Source organism: Streptomyces sp. NPDC001770, from assembly GCF_053596135.1.
In genome coordinates, this window is record NZ_JBSFFN010000017.1 from 118,938 (window position 1) to 133,388 (window position 14,451).

At 70.5% G+C, this 14,451-nt stretch carries 15 protein-coding genes, 1 pseudogene and 1 riboswitch; of the genes and pseudogenes, 11 read left to right on the forward strand and 5 right to left on the reverse strand.

Features of this window, described 5'->3' with window-relative positions; translation table 11 throughout:
- Positions 1-2 precede the first annotated feature (2 nt).
- The 7 genes and pseudogenes from ACWCSV_RS17460 to ACWCSV_RS17490 all read left to right on the forward strand — a co-directional run.
- The gene (locus ACWCSV_RS17460; protein WP_451143055.1) at positions 3-758 is read left to right on the forward strand and encodes a CoA transferase subunit A; all 756 of its coding nucleotides are present in this window, start codon (positions 3-5) and stop codon (positions 756-758) included.
- Entirely contained in the window at positions 758-1,408 is a 651-nt protein-coding gene (locus tag ACWCSV_RS17465; protein WP_451143057.1) for a CoA transferase subunit B, read from the forward strand. Before ACWCSV_RS17460 ends, ACWCSV_RS17465 begins: the two co-directional genes overlap by 1 nt.
- Positions 1,409-1,502: 94 nt before the next feature.
- On the forward strand, positions 1,503-2,717 hold the full coding sequence (locus ACWCSV_RS17470) for an FAD-dependent monooxygenase (RefSeq protein ID WP_451143059.1): 1,215 nt from the start codon (positions 1,503-1,505) through the stop codon (positions 2,715-2,717).
- A 23-nt stretch (positions 2,718-2,740) separates the two neighbouring features.
- The gene (locus tag ACWCSV_RS17475) at positions 2,741-3,781 is read left to right on the forward strand and encodes a cupin domain-containing protein (protein WP_451143061.1); all 1,041 of its coding nucleotides are present in this window, start codon (positions 2,741-2,743) and stop codon (positions 3,779-3,781) included.
- 56 nt (positions 3,782-3,837) lie between these two features.
- Positions 3,838-4,704 (forward strand): fumarylacetoacetate hydrolase family protein, encoded by an 867-nt coding sequence (locus ACWCSV_RS17480; RefSeq protein ID WP_451143063.1) that lies wholly within the window; start codon positions 3,838-3,840, stop codon positions 4,702-4,704.
- Positions 4,705-5,161: 457 nt separating this feature from the next.
- Positions 5,162-5,923 carry an isocitrate lyase/PEP mutase family protein gene (locus tag ACWCSV_RS17485; protein ID WP_451143065.1) on the forward strand — a complete coding sequence of 254 codons (762 nt, stop codon included), beginning with the start codon at positions 5,162-5,164 and terminating at the stop codon, positions 5,921-5,923.
- Positions 5,924-6,073: 150 nt separating this feature from the next.
- Positions 6,074-6,539: pseudogene (locus tag ACWCSV_RS17490) on the forward strand (hypothetical protein); the annotation flags it as partial.
- 64 nt (positions 6,540-6,603) lie between these two features.
- Here ACWCSV_RS17490 and ACWCSV_RS17495 read toward each other — a convergent pair.
- Positions 6,604-7,311: a B3/B4 domain-containing protein gene (locus tag ACWCSV_RS17495; RefSeq protein WP_451143067.1), complete on the reverse strand. Its 708-nt coding sequence runs from the start codon at positions 7,309-7,311 to the stop codon at positions 6,604-6,606.
- 40 nt (positions 7,312-7,351) lie between these two features.
- Entirely contained in the window at positions 7,352-7,699 is a 348-nt protein-coding gene (locus ACWCSV_RS17500; RefSeq protein WP_451143069.1) for a hypothetical protein, read from the reverse strand.
- A gap of 271 nt (positions 7,700-7,970) precedes the next feature.
- Here ACWCSV_RS17500 and ACWCSV_RS17505 point away from each other — a divergent pair, with 271 nt between their 5' ends.
- Positions 7,971-8,546, forward strand: coding sequence for a cupin domain-containing protein (locus ACWCSV_RS17505; RefSeq protein ID WP_451143071.1), 576 nt, complete (start codon positions 7,971-7,973; stop codon positions 8,544-8,546).
- Positions 8,547-8,601: 55 nt separating this feature from the next.
- On the opposite strand, the gene ACWCSV_RS17510 is transcribed toward ACWCSV_RS17505, so the two are convergent.
- On the reverse strand, positions 8,602-9,567 hold the full coding sequence (locus tag ACWCSV_RS17510) for a pirin family protein (protein ID WP_451143073.1): 966 nt from the start codon (positions 9,565-9,567) through the stop codon (positions 8,602-8,604).
- Between the two features lie 158 nt (positions 9,568-9,725).
- Between ACWCSV_RS17510 and ACWCSV_RS17515 the strand changes: the two genes are divergently transcribed.
- A complete protein-coding gene (locus tag ACWCSV_RS17515) occupies positions 9,726-10,073 on the forward strand; it encodes a tetratricopeptide repeat protein (RefSeq protein ID WP_451143075.1) in 348 nt (115 codons plus the stop codon).
- A 152-nt stretch (positions 10,074-10,225) separates the two neighbouring features.
- Here ACWCSV_RS17515 and ACWCSV_RS17520 read toward each other — a convergent pair whose 3' ends face one another.
- Both ACWCSV_RS17520 and ACWCSV_RS17525 read right to left on the reverse strand, forming a co-directional pair.
- A complete protein-coding gene (locus ACWCSV_RS17520; RefSeq protein ID WP_451143077.1) occupies positions 10,226-10,999 on the reverse strand; it encodes a CbtA family protein in 774 nt (257 codons plus the stop codon).
- A 22-nt stretch (positions 11,000-11,021) separates the two neighbouring features.
- Positions 11,022-11,237 carry a CbtB domain-containing protein gene (locus tag ACWCSV_RS17525; RefSeq protein WP_451143079.1) on the reverse strand — a complete coding sequence of 72 codons (216 nt, stop codon included), beginning with the start codon at positions 11,235-11,237 and terminating at the stop codon, positions 11,022-11,024.
- 3 nt (positions 11,238-11,240) lie between these two features.
- Positions 11,241-11,387, reverse strand: a riboswitch (adenosylcobalamin (AdoCbl) riboswitch).
- 801 nt (positions 11,388-12,188) lie between these two features.
- On the opposite strand from ACWCSV_RS17525, the gene ACWCSV_RS17530 reads away from it, so the two are divergent.
- Positions 12,189-13,142, forward strand: a complete 954-nt coding sequence (locus ACWCSV_RS17530) for a 5-dehydro-4-deoxyglucarate dehydratase (protein WP_451143081.1) — start codon at positions 12,189-12,191, stop codon at positions 13,140-13,142.
- Entirely contained in the window at positions 13,142-14,416 is a 1,275-nt protein-coding gene (locus tag ACWCSV_RS17535; RefSeq protein ID WP_451143083.1) for a glucarate dehydratase family protein, read from the forward strand. The genes ACWCSV_RS17530 and ACWCSV_RS17535 overlap by 1 nt, the downstream gene beginning before the upstream one ends.
- Positions 14,417-14,451 lie beyond the last annotated feature (35 nt).

Genomic DNA, 14,451 nt, shown 5'->3' on the forward strand with positions numbered 1-14,451 from the left:
GCATGAACAAGGTCCGCGCCGACGCCGCCGAAGCGGTCGCCGACATCCCCGACGGTGCCTCGCTCGCCGTCGGCGGCTTCGGCCTCAGCGGTGTACCCGAAACCCTGATACGCGCCCTGTACGACCGGGGCACGACCGGTCTGAACGTCGTCTCCAACAACTGCGGGGTCGACGGCCGCGGTCTGGGCGTCCTGCTCTCCGCCGGCCGCATCGCCCGCGTCACCGGCTCCTACGTCGGCGAGAACAAGGAGTTCGCCCGTCAGTACCTCGGCGGTGAACTGGGGGTCGAACTCACCCCGCAGGGCACCCTCGCGGAACGGCTGCGCGCGGGCGGTGCGGGCATCCCCGCCTTCTACACCCCGGCCGGCGTCGGCACCCAGGTGGCGAACGGCGGCCTGCCCTGGCGGTACGCGGCCGACGGCACGGTGGCCGTGGCCTCCCCGCCCAAGGAGACACGCGACTTCGCCGGCCGCGCCCACGTCCTGGAGCACGGCATCACCACCGATTTCGCCCTCGTACGGGCCTGGCGCGGCGACCACCACGGCAACCTGCTCTTCCGCCGTGCCGCCGCCAACTTCAATCCCCTCGCCGCCATGGCCGGCCGCGTCACCGTCGCCGAGGTCGAGGAGCTCGTCGAACCGGGCGCACTCCACCCCGAGGACATCCACCTGCCCGGCATCTACGTCCAGCGGATCGTGGCCCTCACCGCCGAGCAGGCCGCCGACAAGCAGATCGAGAAGAGGACGGTACGCGTCTGATGGCCTGGACCCGCGACCAGATGGCCGCCCGTGCCGCCGCCGAACTCACCGACGGCTCCTACGTCAACCTCGGCATCGGCCTGCCCACTCTCCTTCCGGGTCATCTCCCGCCCGGCGTCCACGTCGTCCTGCACTCCGAGAACGGCATCCTCGGCACAGGCCCCTACCCCGTAGAAAGCGAGGTCGACCCCGACCTGGTCAACGCCGGCAAGGAGACCGTCACCGTGCTGCCGGGAGCCTCCTTCTTCGATTCCGCACTCTCCTTCGGCATGATCCGCGGCGGCCACATCGACACCGCGGTACTGGGCGCCATGCAGGTGTCCGAACGCGGTGACCTCGCCAACTGGATGATCCCCGGAAAGATGGTCAAGGGCATGGGCGGCGCGATGGACCTCGTCCACGGGGCCCGCCGCGTCATCGTCCTCATGGAACACACCGCCAAGGACGGCGCACCCAAGATCCTCGGCGAGTGCACGCTCCCCCTCACCGGCGAGCGTTGCGTCCACCGGATCGTCACCGACCTCGGAGTCCTCGACGTCACCCCCGACGGGCTCGCCCTGGTCGAGACCGCCCCAGGCGTCACCGTCGAAGACGTCACCGCCCGGACCGACGCCGCCGTGCGCGTGGACAGCGTCTCCGCGGCCTGCTGAGCCCTGCGGCACCGCTGCTCCTCCGGCCCCCCGGCAACGCACTGCCTGGGACCGCTCGCACGCCAGAACACCCCTGCTCACTCACGGAGGCCAGATGCCCGTCACCTCTTCCCCACTCCACATCGCCGTAGTCGGCGGCGGCATCGGCGGACTGGCAGCCGCATTGGCGACCGCCCGCTCCGGCCACCGCGTGACCCTCGTGGAACGAGCCACCCGCTTCGGCGAGATAGGCGCCGGCCTGCAACTCGCCCCGAATGCCTCCCTCGCCCTCGATGAACTCGGCGTACTCGCCGCCGTACGGCACACCGCCGTGGCACCGCCCCGGCTGGTGATGATGGACGCCCTCACCGGACACGAGGTCACCGCCCTCGATCTCCACGGCGCGGCCTACTCCGACCGCTTCGCGCACCCCTACCTCGTCACCCACCGGACCGACCTGCACGCCGCGCTGCTGACCGCCTGCCAGGAACATCCGGGCGTCACTCTGCGCACAGGGCACACCGTCACCGAGGCGGAACAGAACGGCTTCGGCGTCCACCTGGCCTTCGCCGAGAACCACGCGGAACTGACCGCCGACGCGGTGGTCGCGGCCGACGGACTGCACTCCCGCCTGCGCCGGTCGTTGGTGAACGACGGAGAACCGGTCTGTTCGCGGTACGTGGCCTTCCGCGGCGCCCTCCCCACCGGGAAGATGACCGGCCCGATGTCCCGACACGCCGCCTCGGAAGCGGTGATGGTCTGGGCCGGGCCCCGCATGCATCTGGTGCAGTACCCCGTACGCCGTGGTGAGCTCTACAACCAGGTCGCCGTCTTCGAGAGCGACCACTACACCCCGGACTCCGACGACTGGGGCACCGAAGCCGAACTGGAGGAGCGCTTCGCCGGCACCTGCCAGGCCGTGCGGGACGCCTTGCCCCTCGTCTCGCGCGACCGGCGGTGGCCGCTCTACGACCGCGCCCCGATCGGCACCTGGGTGCACGGCCGTATCGCCCTCCTCGGCGACGCCGCCCACCCCATGCTCCAGTACCTCGCACAGGGCGCGTGCCAGGCACTGGAGGACGCGGTGGCGCTCGGACAGGCTCTCGGCGGGTGCTCGGACCCCGCCGAGGCCTTCGCGGCCTACGCGGACCGGCGCCGCGAACGAGCGGCGCTCATCCAGACCAGCGCCCGCCGTTTCGGCGAGATCTGCCACCTGGAAGGCGTGGGGGCCACCCTGCGCAACAAGCTCCTCTCGTCACGCGGCCCCGGGGCGTTCGACGACATCTCCTGGGTGTGGACCCCCACCCCCGCATCTGCTCCCGCCCGGTGAACGGGCTCGCCGAGGAGGACACCGTGACGACCGACGACAACGCCTACAAGGCCCTGAAGAGCCTGGGAGCCGCCCCGTTGTGGCGCTTCTACGGCAATCTCTTCCCCGCACAGCCCAAGAGCCGTGCCGTGCCCTACCGCTGGAGCTGGCGGGAACTGCGGCCGCATCTGCTGCACTTCTCCGAAACGCTCTCGCTGGACGAGGCGGAACGCAGGGTGCTCATGCTGGTGAACCCCGGCCTGACCGATCCACCCGCCACCGTCAACACCCTGTACGCGGGACTGCAGATCATCCTGCCCGGCGAGACCGCCCAGGCACACCGGCACACGTCCAACGCCTTCCGCTTCATCCTGGAGGGCAGCGGTGCGTGGACGACGGTCAACGGCGAGCGTGTCTTCATGTCGCCGGGCGACCTGCTGCTCACCCCCGGCTGGCACTGGCACGACCACACGCACGAGGGCGACGCTCCGATGATCTGGCTCGACGCCCTCGACTACCCCCTCGTCAACGCCCTGGAGGCGGGCTTCTACGAGACGTACCCGCAGCGCCTCCAGCCAGTGACCCGCCCGGACGACGCCGGCAGAAGGCAATTCCTGCACGGCCGGCTGAATCCGGTCCGGCTCACCCAGGACGGCCCCAACTCCCCTGTCTCCCGCTATACATGGGAAGAGACCCGACGCGCTCTGGAGGGGATCTCCGACACCGCGGCGGGCAGCGGCGTCGACGGCATCGTCCTCGAATACACCAACCCGCGGACGGGCGGTCCCGTCATGCCGACCATCGGCTGCCGCGTCCAGCGGCTGCGACCGGGCTTCCGGGGAGCCGGATACCGGCACACCGCCTCCACCATCTTCACCGTGGTCCGCGGTGAAGGCACCACGGTCGTGGACGGCGAGCGGTTGGAGTGGTCCGAGAACGACACCTTCACCGTGCCCGGCTGGGCGTCCTACCGGCACCTCAACCACTCCGCCTCCAACGACGCCGTCCTGTTCTCCTACAGCAACGAGCCCGTCATGCGCTCCCTCGGCCTGTACCGCGCGGAAGACGCCGACCCCGGCGCCTGACCCGCACCCACCCGGACATCCCGTATCCGTATCCCGCAATCCGCAAGGAGGCCCAGATGCGTCTGGCCCTGTTCAACGACGGGCGACTCGGAGTCGTCGACGGCGACGACCTCGTCGACGTGACCGAGCGACTCGTCGGTACCGGCACACCCGGCCCGGCCGGAGCGCTGCACCGGCACATCGAGACCGCGGCCAGTGGGGGTGCTGCCCCGCTGGACCTCTCCGGCCTCACGCGCTTCCCGTTGGCCGAGGCTGTCCTGGAGGCGCCGCTGCCCCGTCCCGGCAAGATCATCGGGGCGCCGGTCAACTACCTGGACCACAAGGCCGAGATGGAGTACACCACCTCCATCTCCGACCTGGGTGTATTCCTCAAGGCCAACTCGTCGGTCATCGGACCGGGCCAGGACGTCCTCCTGCCCTACACGGACAAGCGCACCGACCAGGAAGGCGAGTTGGGCGTCGTCATCGGCCGCACCGCCTGCCACGTCGACGCGGCCGACGCGCTGGACCACGTCTTCGGCTACACCTGCGTGCTGGACATCACCGTGCGATCCGGCGAGGACCGTTCAACCCGCAAGTCGTTCGACACGTTCACACCGATCGGGCCGTGGATCGTCACCGCCGACGAGATACCGGACCCCGACTGCCTCGACCTGCGCTGCGACGTCAGCGGTGGCACCCGGCAGCGGACCAACACCGCGGACCTGATCTTCGGCGTCCGTGAACTGATCGCCTACGCGTCGTCCGTCATGACCCTCCACCCTGGTGACGTGATCGCGACCGGCACACCGGCCGGCGTGGGGCCGCTCAGCCACGGCGACACGATCGTCCTGGACATCGAACGAATCGGCCGTCTGGAAGTGGGCGTCGACGGGACCCGGGCCGTCCCCTACGAGCGACGCCCCGGGCGCCGGGCGCGCTGACAGCGACACGTCCTTCGAGGTGTGGTGCCGGGCACTCCCGGACCCCCGGGGCCACCGGTCAGCCGACCGGCACCACCTCACACACGCGACCGGGAGACGCCCGGAGCGGGGCAGCGCGACAGGCTGCTACCGCTGGTCGGGCAAGGGGGCGGTCCGCCATCACCTCTCAGCGAGGCACGGCCCGCCACCCGGTCCTCCGAACCGGCCGCCCCGGCGGACACGAACGACGCAACAGGGGCACAGGAACAGCGACGAGACGCTCATGACGCGGAATCACCCACAAACCACGGCATCCGCCGAGCGCAGCCATAGGCCGCACGTCTCCACCCCGCGTTGCGCCGCACCCACTCGCCGGGAGCGACAAGCCGTCCGCAGTGCCCTCGGAGGACCCTGTCAGCCTTCTGCCGCGCGCCCGGCCGTTCACCTGGCGAGTCGATCCGGGAGTAGCGTGCTGGTCATGGACTTTCGCACCACCGTTGAGCGCGCTCAGCGCCTGAAGCAGCTGCATGCCGAGTACAAGCCGCTCGTCCTGCCGACCGTGTGGGACGTCTGGTCCGCGCGGACGGCAGCCGACGCCGGGTTCCCCGCTCTGACCATCGGCAGTCATCCGCTCGCCACCTCCCGGGGGGCCGACGACCACGAAGGGCAGACCTTCGAGGAGGTACTCGCCGCGGTCCGACCGATCATCGCAGCGGTCGACATCCCCGTGTCCGTGGACCTGGAGGCCGGGTACGGACAAGAGCCCGTGGACCTCATCGCCGGACTCACCGAGGCCGGCGGCGTCGGTCTCAACCTTGAGGACACCGTCCATTCCGACGGTGGACGCGTGCGCAGCACGCACGAGCACGCGCGCTACATCGCCGAGCTGCGCGCCGCGGCCGACGACGCGGGCATCCCGGTCTGGATCAACGGGCGCACCGACCTCTTCCTCCACGCGGAGAAACCCGCCGATGTCCTCGACGAGGTGATCGAGCGCCTGCGGGCCATGGAGGAGGCCGGCGCCGACAGCCTCTACCCCGTGCGTATTCAGGACGACGACGATCTGCTCGTGGCCGTGACTGGTTCCGTGGCCGTCCCGGTGAACTCCACCGCCCATCCGGTCAAGCACGACCTCGAGCGTTTCCGGCGCCTCGGTGTCGGCAGGATCACCTACGGCCCGCTGCTGCAAGTCGCGATGACCGACGCGATGAAGAGCGTGCTCGGGCCGTGGGCTCCCTGACGCGCTGACCGTGCGGCGGGGCCCTCGATGGGGCGCCCTGCCGCACGGGCGCGCCCGTGCGGCCCCATCGCCCCATCGCGCTGCCAGGACGCATCGAGAGTCGGGACGCAGGCGGGTGGCGCCCCGAGCGAACTGCCGGGAGGACGCGAGGGAGAGGGGCTGCTCGCCTCCGTGGACGAGCTGCTCCTCCGAGTACCGGTGCGCACCGTCAACGCCGCCCCGCCACCGGAGCACTTCGGCTTCACGCGGGGCAAATGGTCGTGCCCAGTGCCCCGCGTGACTCCCCGCACATCCTGCAGCCAGGTCCGCGCCTACGACCCGCCGCGCATGCCCGGCCGCGAAGGCCGCCCCACCCCGCTCGGGGCGTCCTTCGCCGTGTGCGGGCGGATCGCCAAGACCGAGCACATCGACGCCGCCGTCGCGCAGCTCCGCGCCGATGGCCATGAGATCCGCGAGAAGGACATCGCCCGGCTCTCCCCGCTCAAGCACCGCAACCTGGACCTGCCCGGCCGCTACGGCTTCACCGCCCAGGTCCCGGCTCCGCGCCCTGCGTCCGCCGCGCGATCCGGACGCGCCGGAGCTGGACGAGGACGATGACGGCGGTGGCCAGGAGTGAGCCCCAGGGCCCGAACGAGGTGCTGTTCGGCCTGCGCTGCCACTGGTATGCCAGGGGCGTGGTGTCAGAGGGTGACCTGCGCGTGTGCGGGGCTGAGGCGGTGGACGGTGCTCCGGGCGGAGTGTGCGGCGAGCAGGACCCGCAATTCGTCGGCGGCGGTGACCAGGAGGTGGTCGTCGCGGGTGGCGTTCAGGGTTTCGAGGACGAAGGCCACGTGGGTGGAGTCTTCGGTGACGCGGGTGCGGTGGGCGTCGCGGTGGTTCCAGTGGCGGGTCAGGACGTCGGCGGTGTCGGTGTAGATGATCTCGCCGGGTTTGGGGTTCTCGACGGTGTCGGGTTCGCCGAGCGGGGTGAAGGTCTCGGTGCCTTCGGCGTAGCGGATCTCGATGTCGCCGGTGACGTGGTCGAGGTCGAAGGCGCCGGCGGGCAGGCCGTGGCGGACGGAGACGGCGTTGTAGGAATCGACGGCCGGGTTGATGCGGGGCAGGGTGCCCTTCTTCGCCAGGCGGCGGCCGAGGGCGTCGACGCTGGGCCGGATGCGGCGGGGGTTGGTGCCGAAGGAGCGGTAGGCGGTGTGCCATGCCTCGATGCGCGGGTCACTCTCGTCGGCGGGGGCCCAGGTGCCGGAGGCGAGATCCTGCTCCAGGTCCTCCAGGGCGGCAGCCGTGTGGGGCCAGGGCTCGCGGCCGTTCAGGCCGGTGGCGGTGACGACGGCGACGAGGGTGTCGGGGAAGGCGTCGGCGACGGCGGGGCTGATGCGGAAGGCGGTCATCGTGCGAGCAGTTCCGTTCTGTGTGCGGGCCGGGGGATGGTCAGGGCTTCCAGGTGCCGATGCGGTCCAGGCGGCGGAGCTGCTGGGCCGCGGTGGGTGCGTCCGGGGCGGTGCCGCGTTCGGTGGGCCGGCGAGCGGTGTCGGTGCGCTGTTCGGCGGGTCTGTGGTCGTCGTACGTGAACTCGGCGTGGACCTCGGTGACGTCGAGGCGCGGGCCGCGGATGCCGGGCAGCATCCGCCCTTTGTGGGGCTGATTCAGGTCGATGGGGCGGTCGGTTGCCTGACCGGGCAGGCCGTTGACGCCGAGGATGCCGAAGTCGTGGCCGTCCGCGATCCAGGTCTGCCATTCGGCGTCGTCCAGGGCGGCGTCCCAGGGCCGGGTGAACATCGCCGGGCTCCTTCCAGAGGTACGGGCGTGGGGTCAGGTGAGGGCGAGGAGGCTGACGGCGACGACGGCCTGCGGGCACCCAGACCGCCGAGGAAGTCGGCGCACCCGTAGGCCAGAGAGCTGCCCAGGGCCAGCAGCAGAGCGATCACAGGCAGCACATCCCTTACTATCAATGGAACGACTACACCGTATAATGCACCGACCGAGGGTCGTCAACCGAACGACCGCACGGGCCAGTGCAGTGACCGAACCGCTTGAAGGGGTGAGAGCGATGACCGAGACCGAAGCGGCGCTGCGAACGCTCGCGCACAACGTCCGCGCGGCCCGCACCCGCGCCGGACTGTCCCTGGACGAACTCGGCCGCCGCGCCAAGGTCAGCAAGGGCGCCCTCGTCGCCCTGGAGAAGGCGCAGGGCAACCCGAACTTCGCCACCCTGGTCCGCCTCGCCGACACCCTCGGCGCCTCCGTCTCCGCCCTGATGGAAGGCCGCCCCGAACAGCGGGTGCGGGTAGTGGACGCCGGCACCGTCGTGCCTCTGTGGAAGGGCGAGCGCGGCAGCGAGGCCCGGCTCATGCTGACCACCAGCGGACCGGCGGCCACCGAAGTCTGGCGCTGGACCCTGGAGCCCGGCGAGGAATACCCCAGCCACCCCCACCAGGCCGGCGTGACCGAGACCGTCAGTGTCACCGCCGGCGAGATGGCCCTCGTCGTCGACGGCACCGCGTACCCCGTCGCCGCCGGCCAGACCGCCACCTTCGACGCCGACACCACCCACACGTACCGTGGTTCAGGCGCCGTGGCCTGCCACCTGATCATGACCGTCCACCTGCCCCCGGGTCCCGGGTAGCGACCCGATGGTCCAGAAGTGGGATCAGGCCGGCACGGCCATAGGTTTCCCCAGGTCAGCGCACTCGCCCGCGCGGCTTCAGCGGCGTGGTGGGCAGTTCGGGGGCAGGCAGGCGGGCACCGTCGTAGCCGTGCACTTCGCCGAACCGCGAGCCCGTCTCCCAGTCGTTCCGCGCCTGTAGGATCTCGTCACCGGACCGGCCGACGAAGTTCCACCACATGACGATCTCCTCAGCGAACGGCTCGCCTCCGAGGAGCATGAGTCCGGCGTCCGAGTCCGCGCGCAGGGTAAGTTCGGTACGGCCGCACCCGAGGTAGAGCATCGATCCGGGGAGTACGGGCACACCGTCGACGTGGGCCTCGCCCGACATCGACAGGACCGCGTACTCGAAGTCCGGGTCGAGCGGCAGGCGGGTCTCGGTGCCCGCCGTGAGGGCGAGGTCGGCGCCGACGATCGGGGTGTAGGCGGTGCCCGGCGAGGCCGCTCCGTCGAGTTCACCGAGGATCACCGTGGCGGTGAGGCCGGGGGCCGTCACCGTGGGGAGGTCGGCGTGGTGCTGGAAGTGGGGTTCGACGTGGCGGTGGGCCTCCGGAAGGGCCACCCACAGCTGGGCGCCGTGCAGAAACCGGGCGTGGCCCTTCGGGCTCTCCTCGGAGTGGCTGATGGCCCGGCCCGATGTCATCAGACCCAGCTCCCTGGGGCGTACGGTCCGGAGGCTTCCGAGGCTGTCGCGGTGGAGCACCTCGCCCTCGTGCAGCCAGCTCACGGTCTGCAGCCCCATGTGCGGGTGGGGCGGCACCTGCATGCCGGGTTCGTCCGCGATGTCGTCGGGGCCGTAGTGGTCGACGAAGGTCCAGGCGCCGATCATGCGGCGGCCGAGGTTGGGCAGCAGCCTGCGGACTTCGGTGGACTCACCGAGCCGTACGTGGCGCGGGGTGAGGAGTTCACGTACCGGTTCGGCGACGACGAAGCCCCGCCCTCCGCAGACGGACAGCGCGGCCTGGCGATCGAGGTTGCTCATGGTGGTCAACCTATTGCGCTCCGGCCGGGCTGGAGGGTCAGTGGCGCGATCGTCACCTCGGCGATTTAGTGGAATATTCAACCACCGGGGTACGTTGTCGCGATCACACGGGCGGGAGGCTCGAAAAGCCGCCCCGCCGGCGGCAGAGGAGGAACCACATGGACGAGAACTACTACGAGTTCGGCACGGCCGCCGACCGCTGGAACCGCGCGCAGTTCTTCTTCGACGCGAAGGAGTACCTCACCGCGGCGCGCATTCTCGGCGGGCTCGTGGACGAGGTCCCCGAGCAGGTTGCCCCGCGCCTGCTGCTCGCCCGCGCCTACTACCACTCGGCGCGGCTCGGGAAGGCCGAGGCGGAGCTGCGGGTCGTCCTGGAGCGGGATCCGGTCGAGGACTACGCGCGCCTGCTGCTGGGACGCACGCTGGAGCGCCAGGGCCGGCACGAGGAAGCCGGGCCGCACCTGCGGATGGCCGCCGCCCTGAACGGCGACTTCCCCACCGGCTGACGGGCCCGCTTCGCATCGGCGGCGACGCGGCGGCAACCGCGTCGGGCCCGCTGACATCGCGCCGGTTCGGCGACGGACGTACTACGGCGACATGTGCGGCCGGAGAGATCTCCGGCCGCACACGTGCGCGGTGATTCAGTCGCGAGGTGGTGTCAGCCCACCACCCCGGCGGGCCGGGGAGCGCTGTCCCGGGAGGCCGCGCCCCGTCCCGGTGAGGGAAGCAGCAGGCGCTCGGTGAGGGCACCGAAGATCAGCCCGAAGCTCACCCACAGGGTTGCCTGGACCGCGAGGGTGGAGAGCCGGAACTCCCAGAGCAGGGTCGCCGGGAAGTCCGCGCCCACCTCGTCGAACGACGGCAGGAACACGTACGCGAGTCCGATCAGCAGGACGTATCCGGCGGACACGGCGACGGTCGCGTTCCAGTTGCCGAGGCGCGGTGCGAGCCGCCTCCCGGCGATGACGGCGGCGACGGCGAGCAGGACGCTGAGCGCCACCATGAGGAAGAAGAGCCCCGTACGTTGGCCGATGGTGTCCGGGTTGCCGACGGCCGGCGGGTTGGCCGGGTACTTGAGGAACGGTACGAGGTACACGGTCAGCAGCGCCGCCCCGGCGACCAGGGCCGCGGTGGCCCGTGGGCCGAAGTTCCCGATGCGGCCGAGGGCGTAGCAGAAGACGAGTGCCGCGATGCCGCCGACGGCGACACCGAAGACGAGGACGCCGGTGGCGAGACCTCCGGTGGCCTGCATCGTCCGGCTGACCAGCTCCTCGCCTCCGTGATGGTCGTGGTTGTGGGCCTCTTCCAGGGCGATGGACGCGTCCACCCGGGACTCGCCGAGGAAGTAGGCGACGAGGAGTGCCGCGACGCCCGCGAGCAGGCCCGCGAGCATGCCGCGGACCAGGAGCGCTCGAACGGATATGGAATTCATGAGAGTTCGGTTCCCCTGAGGTCTAGTGGCAGGGGAAGCCGAGAAGGTGACGGCCGTCGTGGACCCACTCGTGAACGGCCTCGCCGGAGATGAGCGAGGTGGCGCCCTGCTCGGCGCCGACGAAGTACAGCAGGACGAGCATGAGAATGCCGAAGAAGACCGCCCACGGGGCGATCGCCTTCAGCGATATGGGGGTGACGGCGGGTACGCCGGTCGCGGGTGCGGCAATGTGTGCCATGGCAGAACCTCCTGAGGGAACACGCGTCCCGATCGTGGTGCCTGAGACGACGGTGCTGGGTCTGACTTCCCGCAGGTACGGGTTCACAGTGGCGCGACCGTGCCGGATTCTCACCGGACTTCCGTTGCGCCGTCGTCATGCTGGTCAGACCATAGCGCCTGTGTTCGGGCGCCGCCATGGGGCATTGCTTCGCCCTCTCCTCAACACGCTTGCTGTGAGCAGATGTTGAGGATGAATGAACTTCCACATCGATCCTGCGGGTGACATTCGCCTCACCTGCGACCCTGCCGGCCGACTCGGCTCGCCCTCCCCGTCGCAGGCCCCTCTCGCCGGGCGCCGCGACTCCGGCCCCGCCGCCCGGCCGGACCGGCGGACCGGCGAACCAGCGGACCGGTGGACCGGTGACTCCAGCCGCCTCTGGCCAACAAGGGGTGTGCGGCCCGGTCGCGGTCGATCCGGGCCCCAGCCGCATCCATTCGACCCGCGCCCGGCCCCGCCCAATCGTGCATGGTCACGCACAGTTGTGCAGCCGGCGGAACGATCGCAAGACTTTCGCACACGTGCTCAACGTCCGGTATCCCTCACCCTCACCCGCATCATGGCCAAAAATCACTTACAGGATCCACACTCGAACAGCAGCCCTCGCGGCGAACCCGCAGGACCTCACCCCGCCCCTCGCGGGCGACGCCCAATGAGCAACCTGCGCCATCACCCCAGTTCAAGCTGCGTTCACACAGACATTCCCCCCTCTCACAGTCGACGGCTCGACAGTCCCGGACCTCTGGCCGAAGGCCACGCTCCCCACTGTCACACGTAGATCGTTTCGGGCCCACCTGCCTGAAACCGACCCATGCATGGCCCTTGACCCCGGCGCGCGGTGGCGCCTACTTTCCGTGCAGCGATTCGCCATATTGACCAACGTTCATACATATGAACTCGGAAGGGTGCTCCATGCTCGAGGGTGTTCTGTTCTTTCCCGTGACTCCGTTCGCTCCGGACGATTCGGTGGATACCGCGAAGCTGGCGGAACACGTACGGAGCGGAGTCCGCGCCGGGGCGGGCGGGGTGTTCGTCGCCTGCGGCACAGGGGAGTTCCACGCGCTCGGTGTGGAGGAGTTCGCCTCGGCGGTGCGGACGGCGGTGGAAGCGACGGACGGTCGGGTGCCGGTCTTCGCGGGGGCGGGCGGTTCGCTGCCTCTGGCCCGGCAGTACGCGTGGGCCGCGGAGGAGGCCGGGGCCGACGGGCTGCTGCTGATGCCTCCGTACCTGGTGACGGGAGAGCCTGCCGGACTGGTCGCCTATGTGCGCCAGGTGGTCGCGGCCGGCTCGCTGCCGGTGATCGTCTACCAGCGGGGCACCGCTCGGTTCGACGTTCCCTCGGCTCTCGAAGTGGCCCGGATGCCCCAGGTCGTGGGCCTCAAGGACGGTACCGGTGATCTCTCCCTGCTGTCCCGGATCGTGACCGCCGTCCGCGCGGACGGCGAGTGCGGCGGCGCGGAGTTCCAGTTCTTCAACGGGATGCCCACCGCGGAGAGCACCGTGCTCGCCTGTCGCGGCATCGGGGTCGAGCTGTACTCGTCCGCGGTGTTCTGCTTCGCGCCGGAGATCGCCCTCGCCTTCCACCGGGCCGTCACCTCCGGGGACGACGCCACCGTCCAGCAGCTCCTGGGCGGCTTCTTCCATCCTCTGATCGCTCTGCGCGAGAAAGTCCCCGGTTACTCGGTCGCCCTGGTCAAGGCTGCGGTCCGGCAAGGAGGCCTCGACGTCGGCGGGGTACGCCCGCCGCTGACCGATCCCACGCCCGGGCACCTCGCGGAACTGGAACGGATCGTCGCGCAGGGCCGCGCTCTGGTGACGACCGGGGCCGTCAGCGGCGCCGGTGCCGTTGCCGTGGATGTGCTGTGATGAGCGACAGCCTGCGGATCACCCGCATCGGGATCACCCCCGTGGCGTTCAAGGACCCGGCCCTCCTCAACGCGGTCGGCGTCCACGAGCCGTACGCGCTCCGCGCCGTCGTGGAGGTCCACACCGACCAGGGCGTGTCCGGGCTGGGCGAGACCTACGCCGACGAGGGTCATCTGCGCCGGCTGCGTGCGGCCGCCGACGCGATCACTGGCATGGACGTCCACGCCACCGGTCCGATGCGCCGGCGGATCGCCGAGGTGATCGGCAGCGACTCCGGAAGCGACGGCCACGGCCTTACGGGCATGATCACCACCAGCAGCACGGTGGACCGGGTCTTCTCCCCCTTCGAGGTGGCCTGCCTGGACATCCGGGGCCGGGCCGTCGGCCGCCCGGTGAGCGATCTGCTCGGCGGCGCGGTTCGCGACCACGTTCCTTTCAGCGCCTATCTGTTCTACAAGTGGGAGACGCACCCGGGTCACGAGCCCGACGGCTGGGGCGCCGCCCTGGATCCCGGGGGGATCGTGGCGCAGGCCCGGCGCATGGTCGACGAGTACGGCTTCACCGCCATCAAGCTCAAGGGCGGGGTCATGCCGCCGGATCAAGAGGTCGAGGCGGTCCTGGCGCTGCGCGAGGCGTTCCCCACCACCCCGCTGCGCCTGGACCCCAACGCGGCCTGGACCGTGGAGACTTCGCTGAAGGTGGCGCGCGACCTGGAAGGCGTTCTGGAGTATCTGGAGGACCCCACTCCGGGGCAGGAGGGCATGGCCCGGGTCGCCCGCGAGGCCTCGATGCCGCTGGCCACCAACATGTGCGTGGTCGCCTTCGACGAACTGCACTCCTCGGTGCGCCAGGACGCGGTGCAGGTGGTGCTCTCCGACCACCACTACTGGGGCGGTCTGGAACGCTCGAAGCTGCTGGCCGGGATCTGCGACACCTTCGGCATGGGCCTGTCCATGCACTCCAATTCCCATCTCGGCATCAGCCTGGCCGCGATGACCCACCTGGCTTCCGCCACGGAGAACCTCTCCTACGCCTGCGACACCCACTGGCCGTGGAAGGACCCGGCGGAGGACGTCATCGTCCCCGGAGCCCTCGGTTTCCGCGCCGGTTCCGTCGCCGTGCCCCGCACCCCGGGCCTGGGGGTGGAGCTGGACCGGGACGCGCTGGCCAGGCTGCACGAGCAGTACCTGCGCTGCGGCCTGCGCAACCGGGACGACACCGGCTACATGCGCAGGCTGGACCCGTCGTACGAGAACAAGTCACCGCGCTGGTGATCCGGGGCGCGTGCGGGCATCACCGCGGTGCCCGC

What these genes read in the sequence shown, in the direction of transcription:
- ACWCSV_RS17460 (WP_451143055.1), top strand. Translation starts at nt 3, where the DNA reads ATGAACAAGGTCCGCGCCGACGCCGCCGAAGCGGTCGCCGACATCCCC.
- ACWCSV_RS17465 (WP_451143057.1), top strand. Translation starts at nt 758, where the DNA reads ATGGCCTGGACCCGCGACCAGATGGCCGCCCGTGCCGCCGCCGAACTC.
- ACWCSV_RS17470 (WP_451143059.1), top strand. Translation starts at nt 1,503, where the DNA reads ATGCCCGTCACCTCTTCCCCACTCCACATCGCCGTAGTCGGCGGCGGC.
- ACWCSV_RS17480 (WP_451143063.1), top strand. Translation starts at nt 3,838, where the DNA reads ATGCGTCTGGCCCTGTTCAACGACGGGCGACTCGGAGTCGTCGACGGC.
- ACWCSV_RS17485 (WP_451143065.1), top strand. Translation starts at nt 5,162, where the DNA reads ATGGACTTTCGCACCACCGTTGAGCGCGCTCAGCGCCTGAAGCAGCTG.
- ACWCSV_RS17495 (WP_451143067.1), bottom strand. Translation starts at nt 7,311, where the DNA reads ATGACCGCCTTCCGCATCAGCCCCGCCGTCGCCGACGCCTTCCCCGAC.
- ACWCSV_RS17500 (WP_451143069.1), bottom strand. Translation starts at nt 7,699, where the DNA reads ATGTTCACCCGGCCCTGGGACGCCGCCCTGGACGACGCCGAATGGCAG.
- ACWCSV_RS17505 (WP_451143071.1), top strand. Translation starts at nt 7,971, where the DNA reads ATGACCGAGACCGAAGCGGCGCTGCGAACGCTCGCGCACAACGTCCGC.
- ACWCSV_RS17510 (WP_451143073.1), bottom strand. Translation starts at nt 9,567, where the DNA reads ATGAGCAACCTCGATCGCCAGGCCGCGCTGTCCGTCTGCGGAGGGCGG.
- ACWCSV_RS17515 (WP_451143075.1), top strand. Translation starts at nt 9,726, where the DNA reads ATGGACGAGAACTACTACGAGTTCGGCACGGCCGCCGACCGCTGGAAC.
- ACWCSV_RS17520 (WP_451143077.1), bottom strand. Translation starts at nt 10,999, where the DNA reads ATGAATTCCATATCCGTTCGAGCGCTCCTGGTCCGCGGCATGCTCGCG.
- ACWCSV_RS17525 (WP_451143079.1), bottom strand. Translation starts at nt 11,237, where the DNA reads ATGGCACACATTGCCGCACCCGCGACCGGCGTACCCGCCGTCACCCCC.
- ACWCSV_RS17530 (WP_451143081.1), top strand. Translation starts at nt 12,189, where the DNA reads ATGCTCGAGGGTGTTCTGTTCTTTCCCGTGACTCCGTTCGCTCCGGAC.
- ACWCSV_RS17535 (WP_451143083.1), top strand. Translation starts at nt 13,142, where the DNA reads ATGAGCGACAGCCTGCGGATCACCCGCATCGGGATCACCCCCGTGGCG.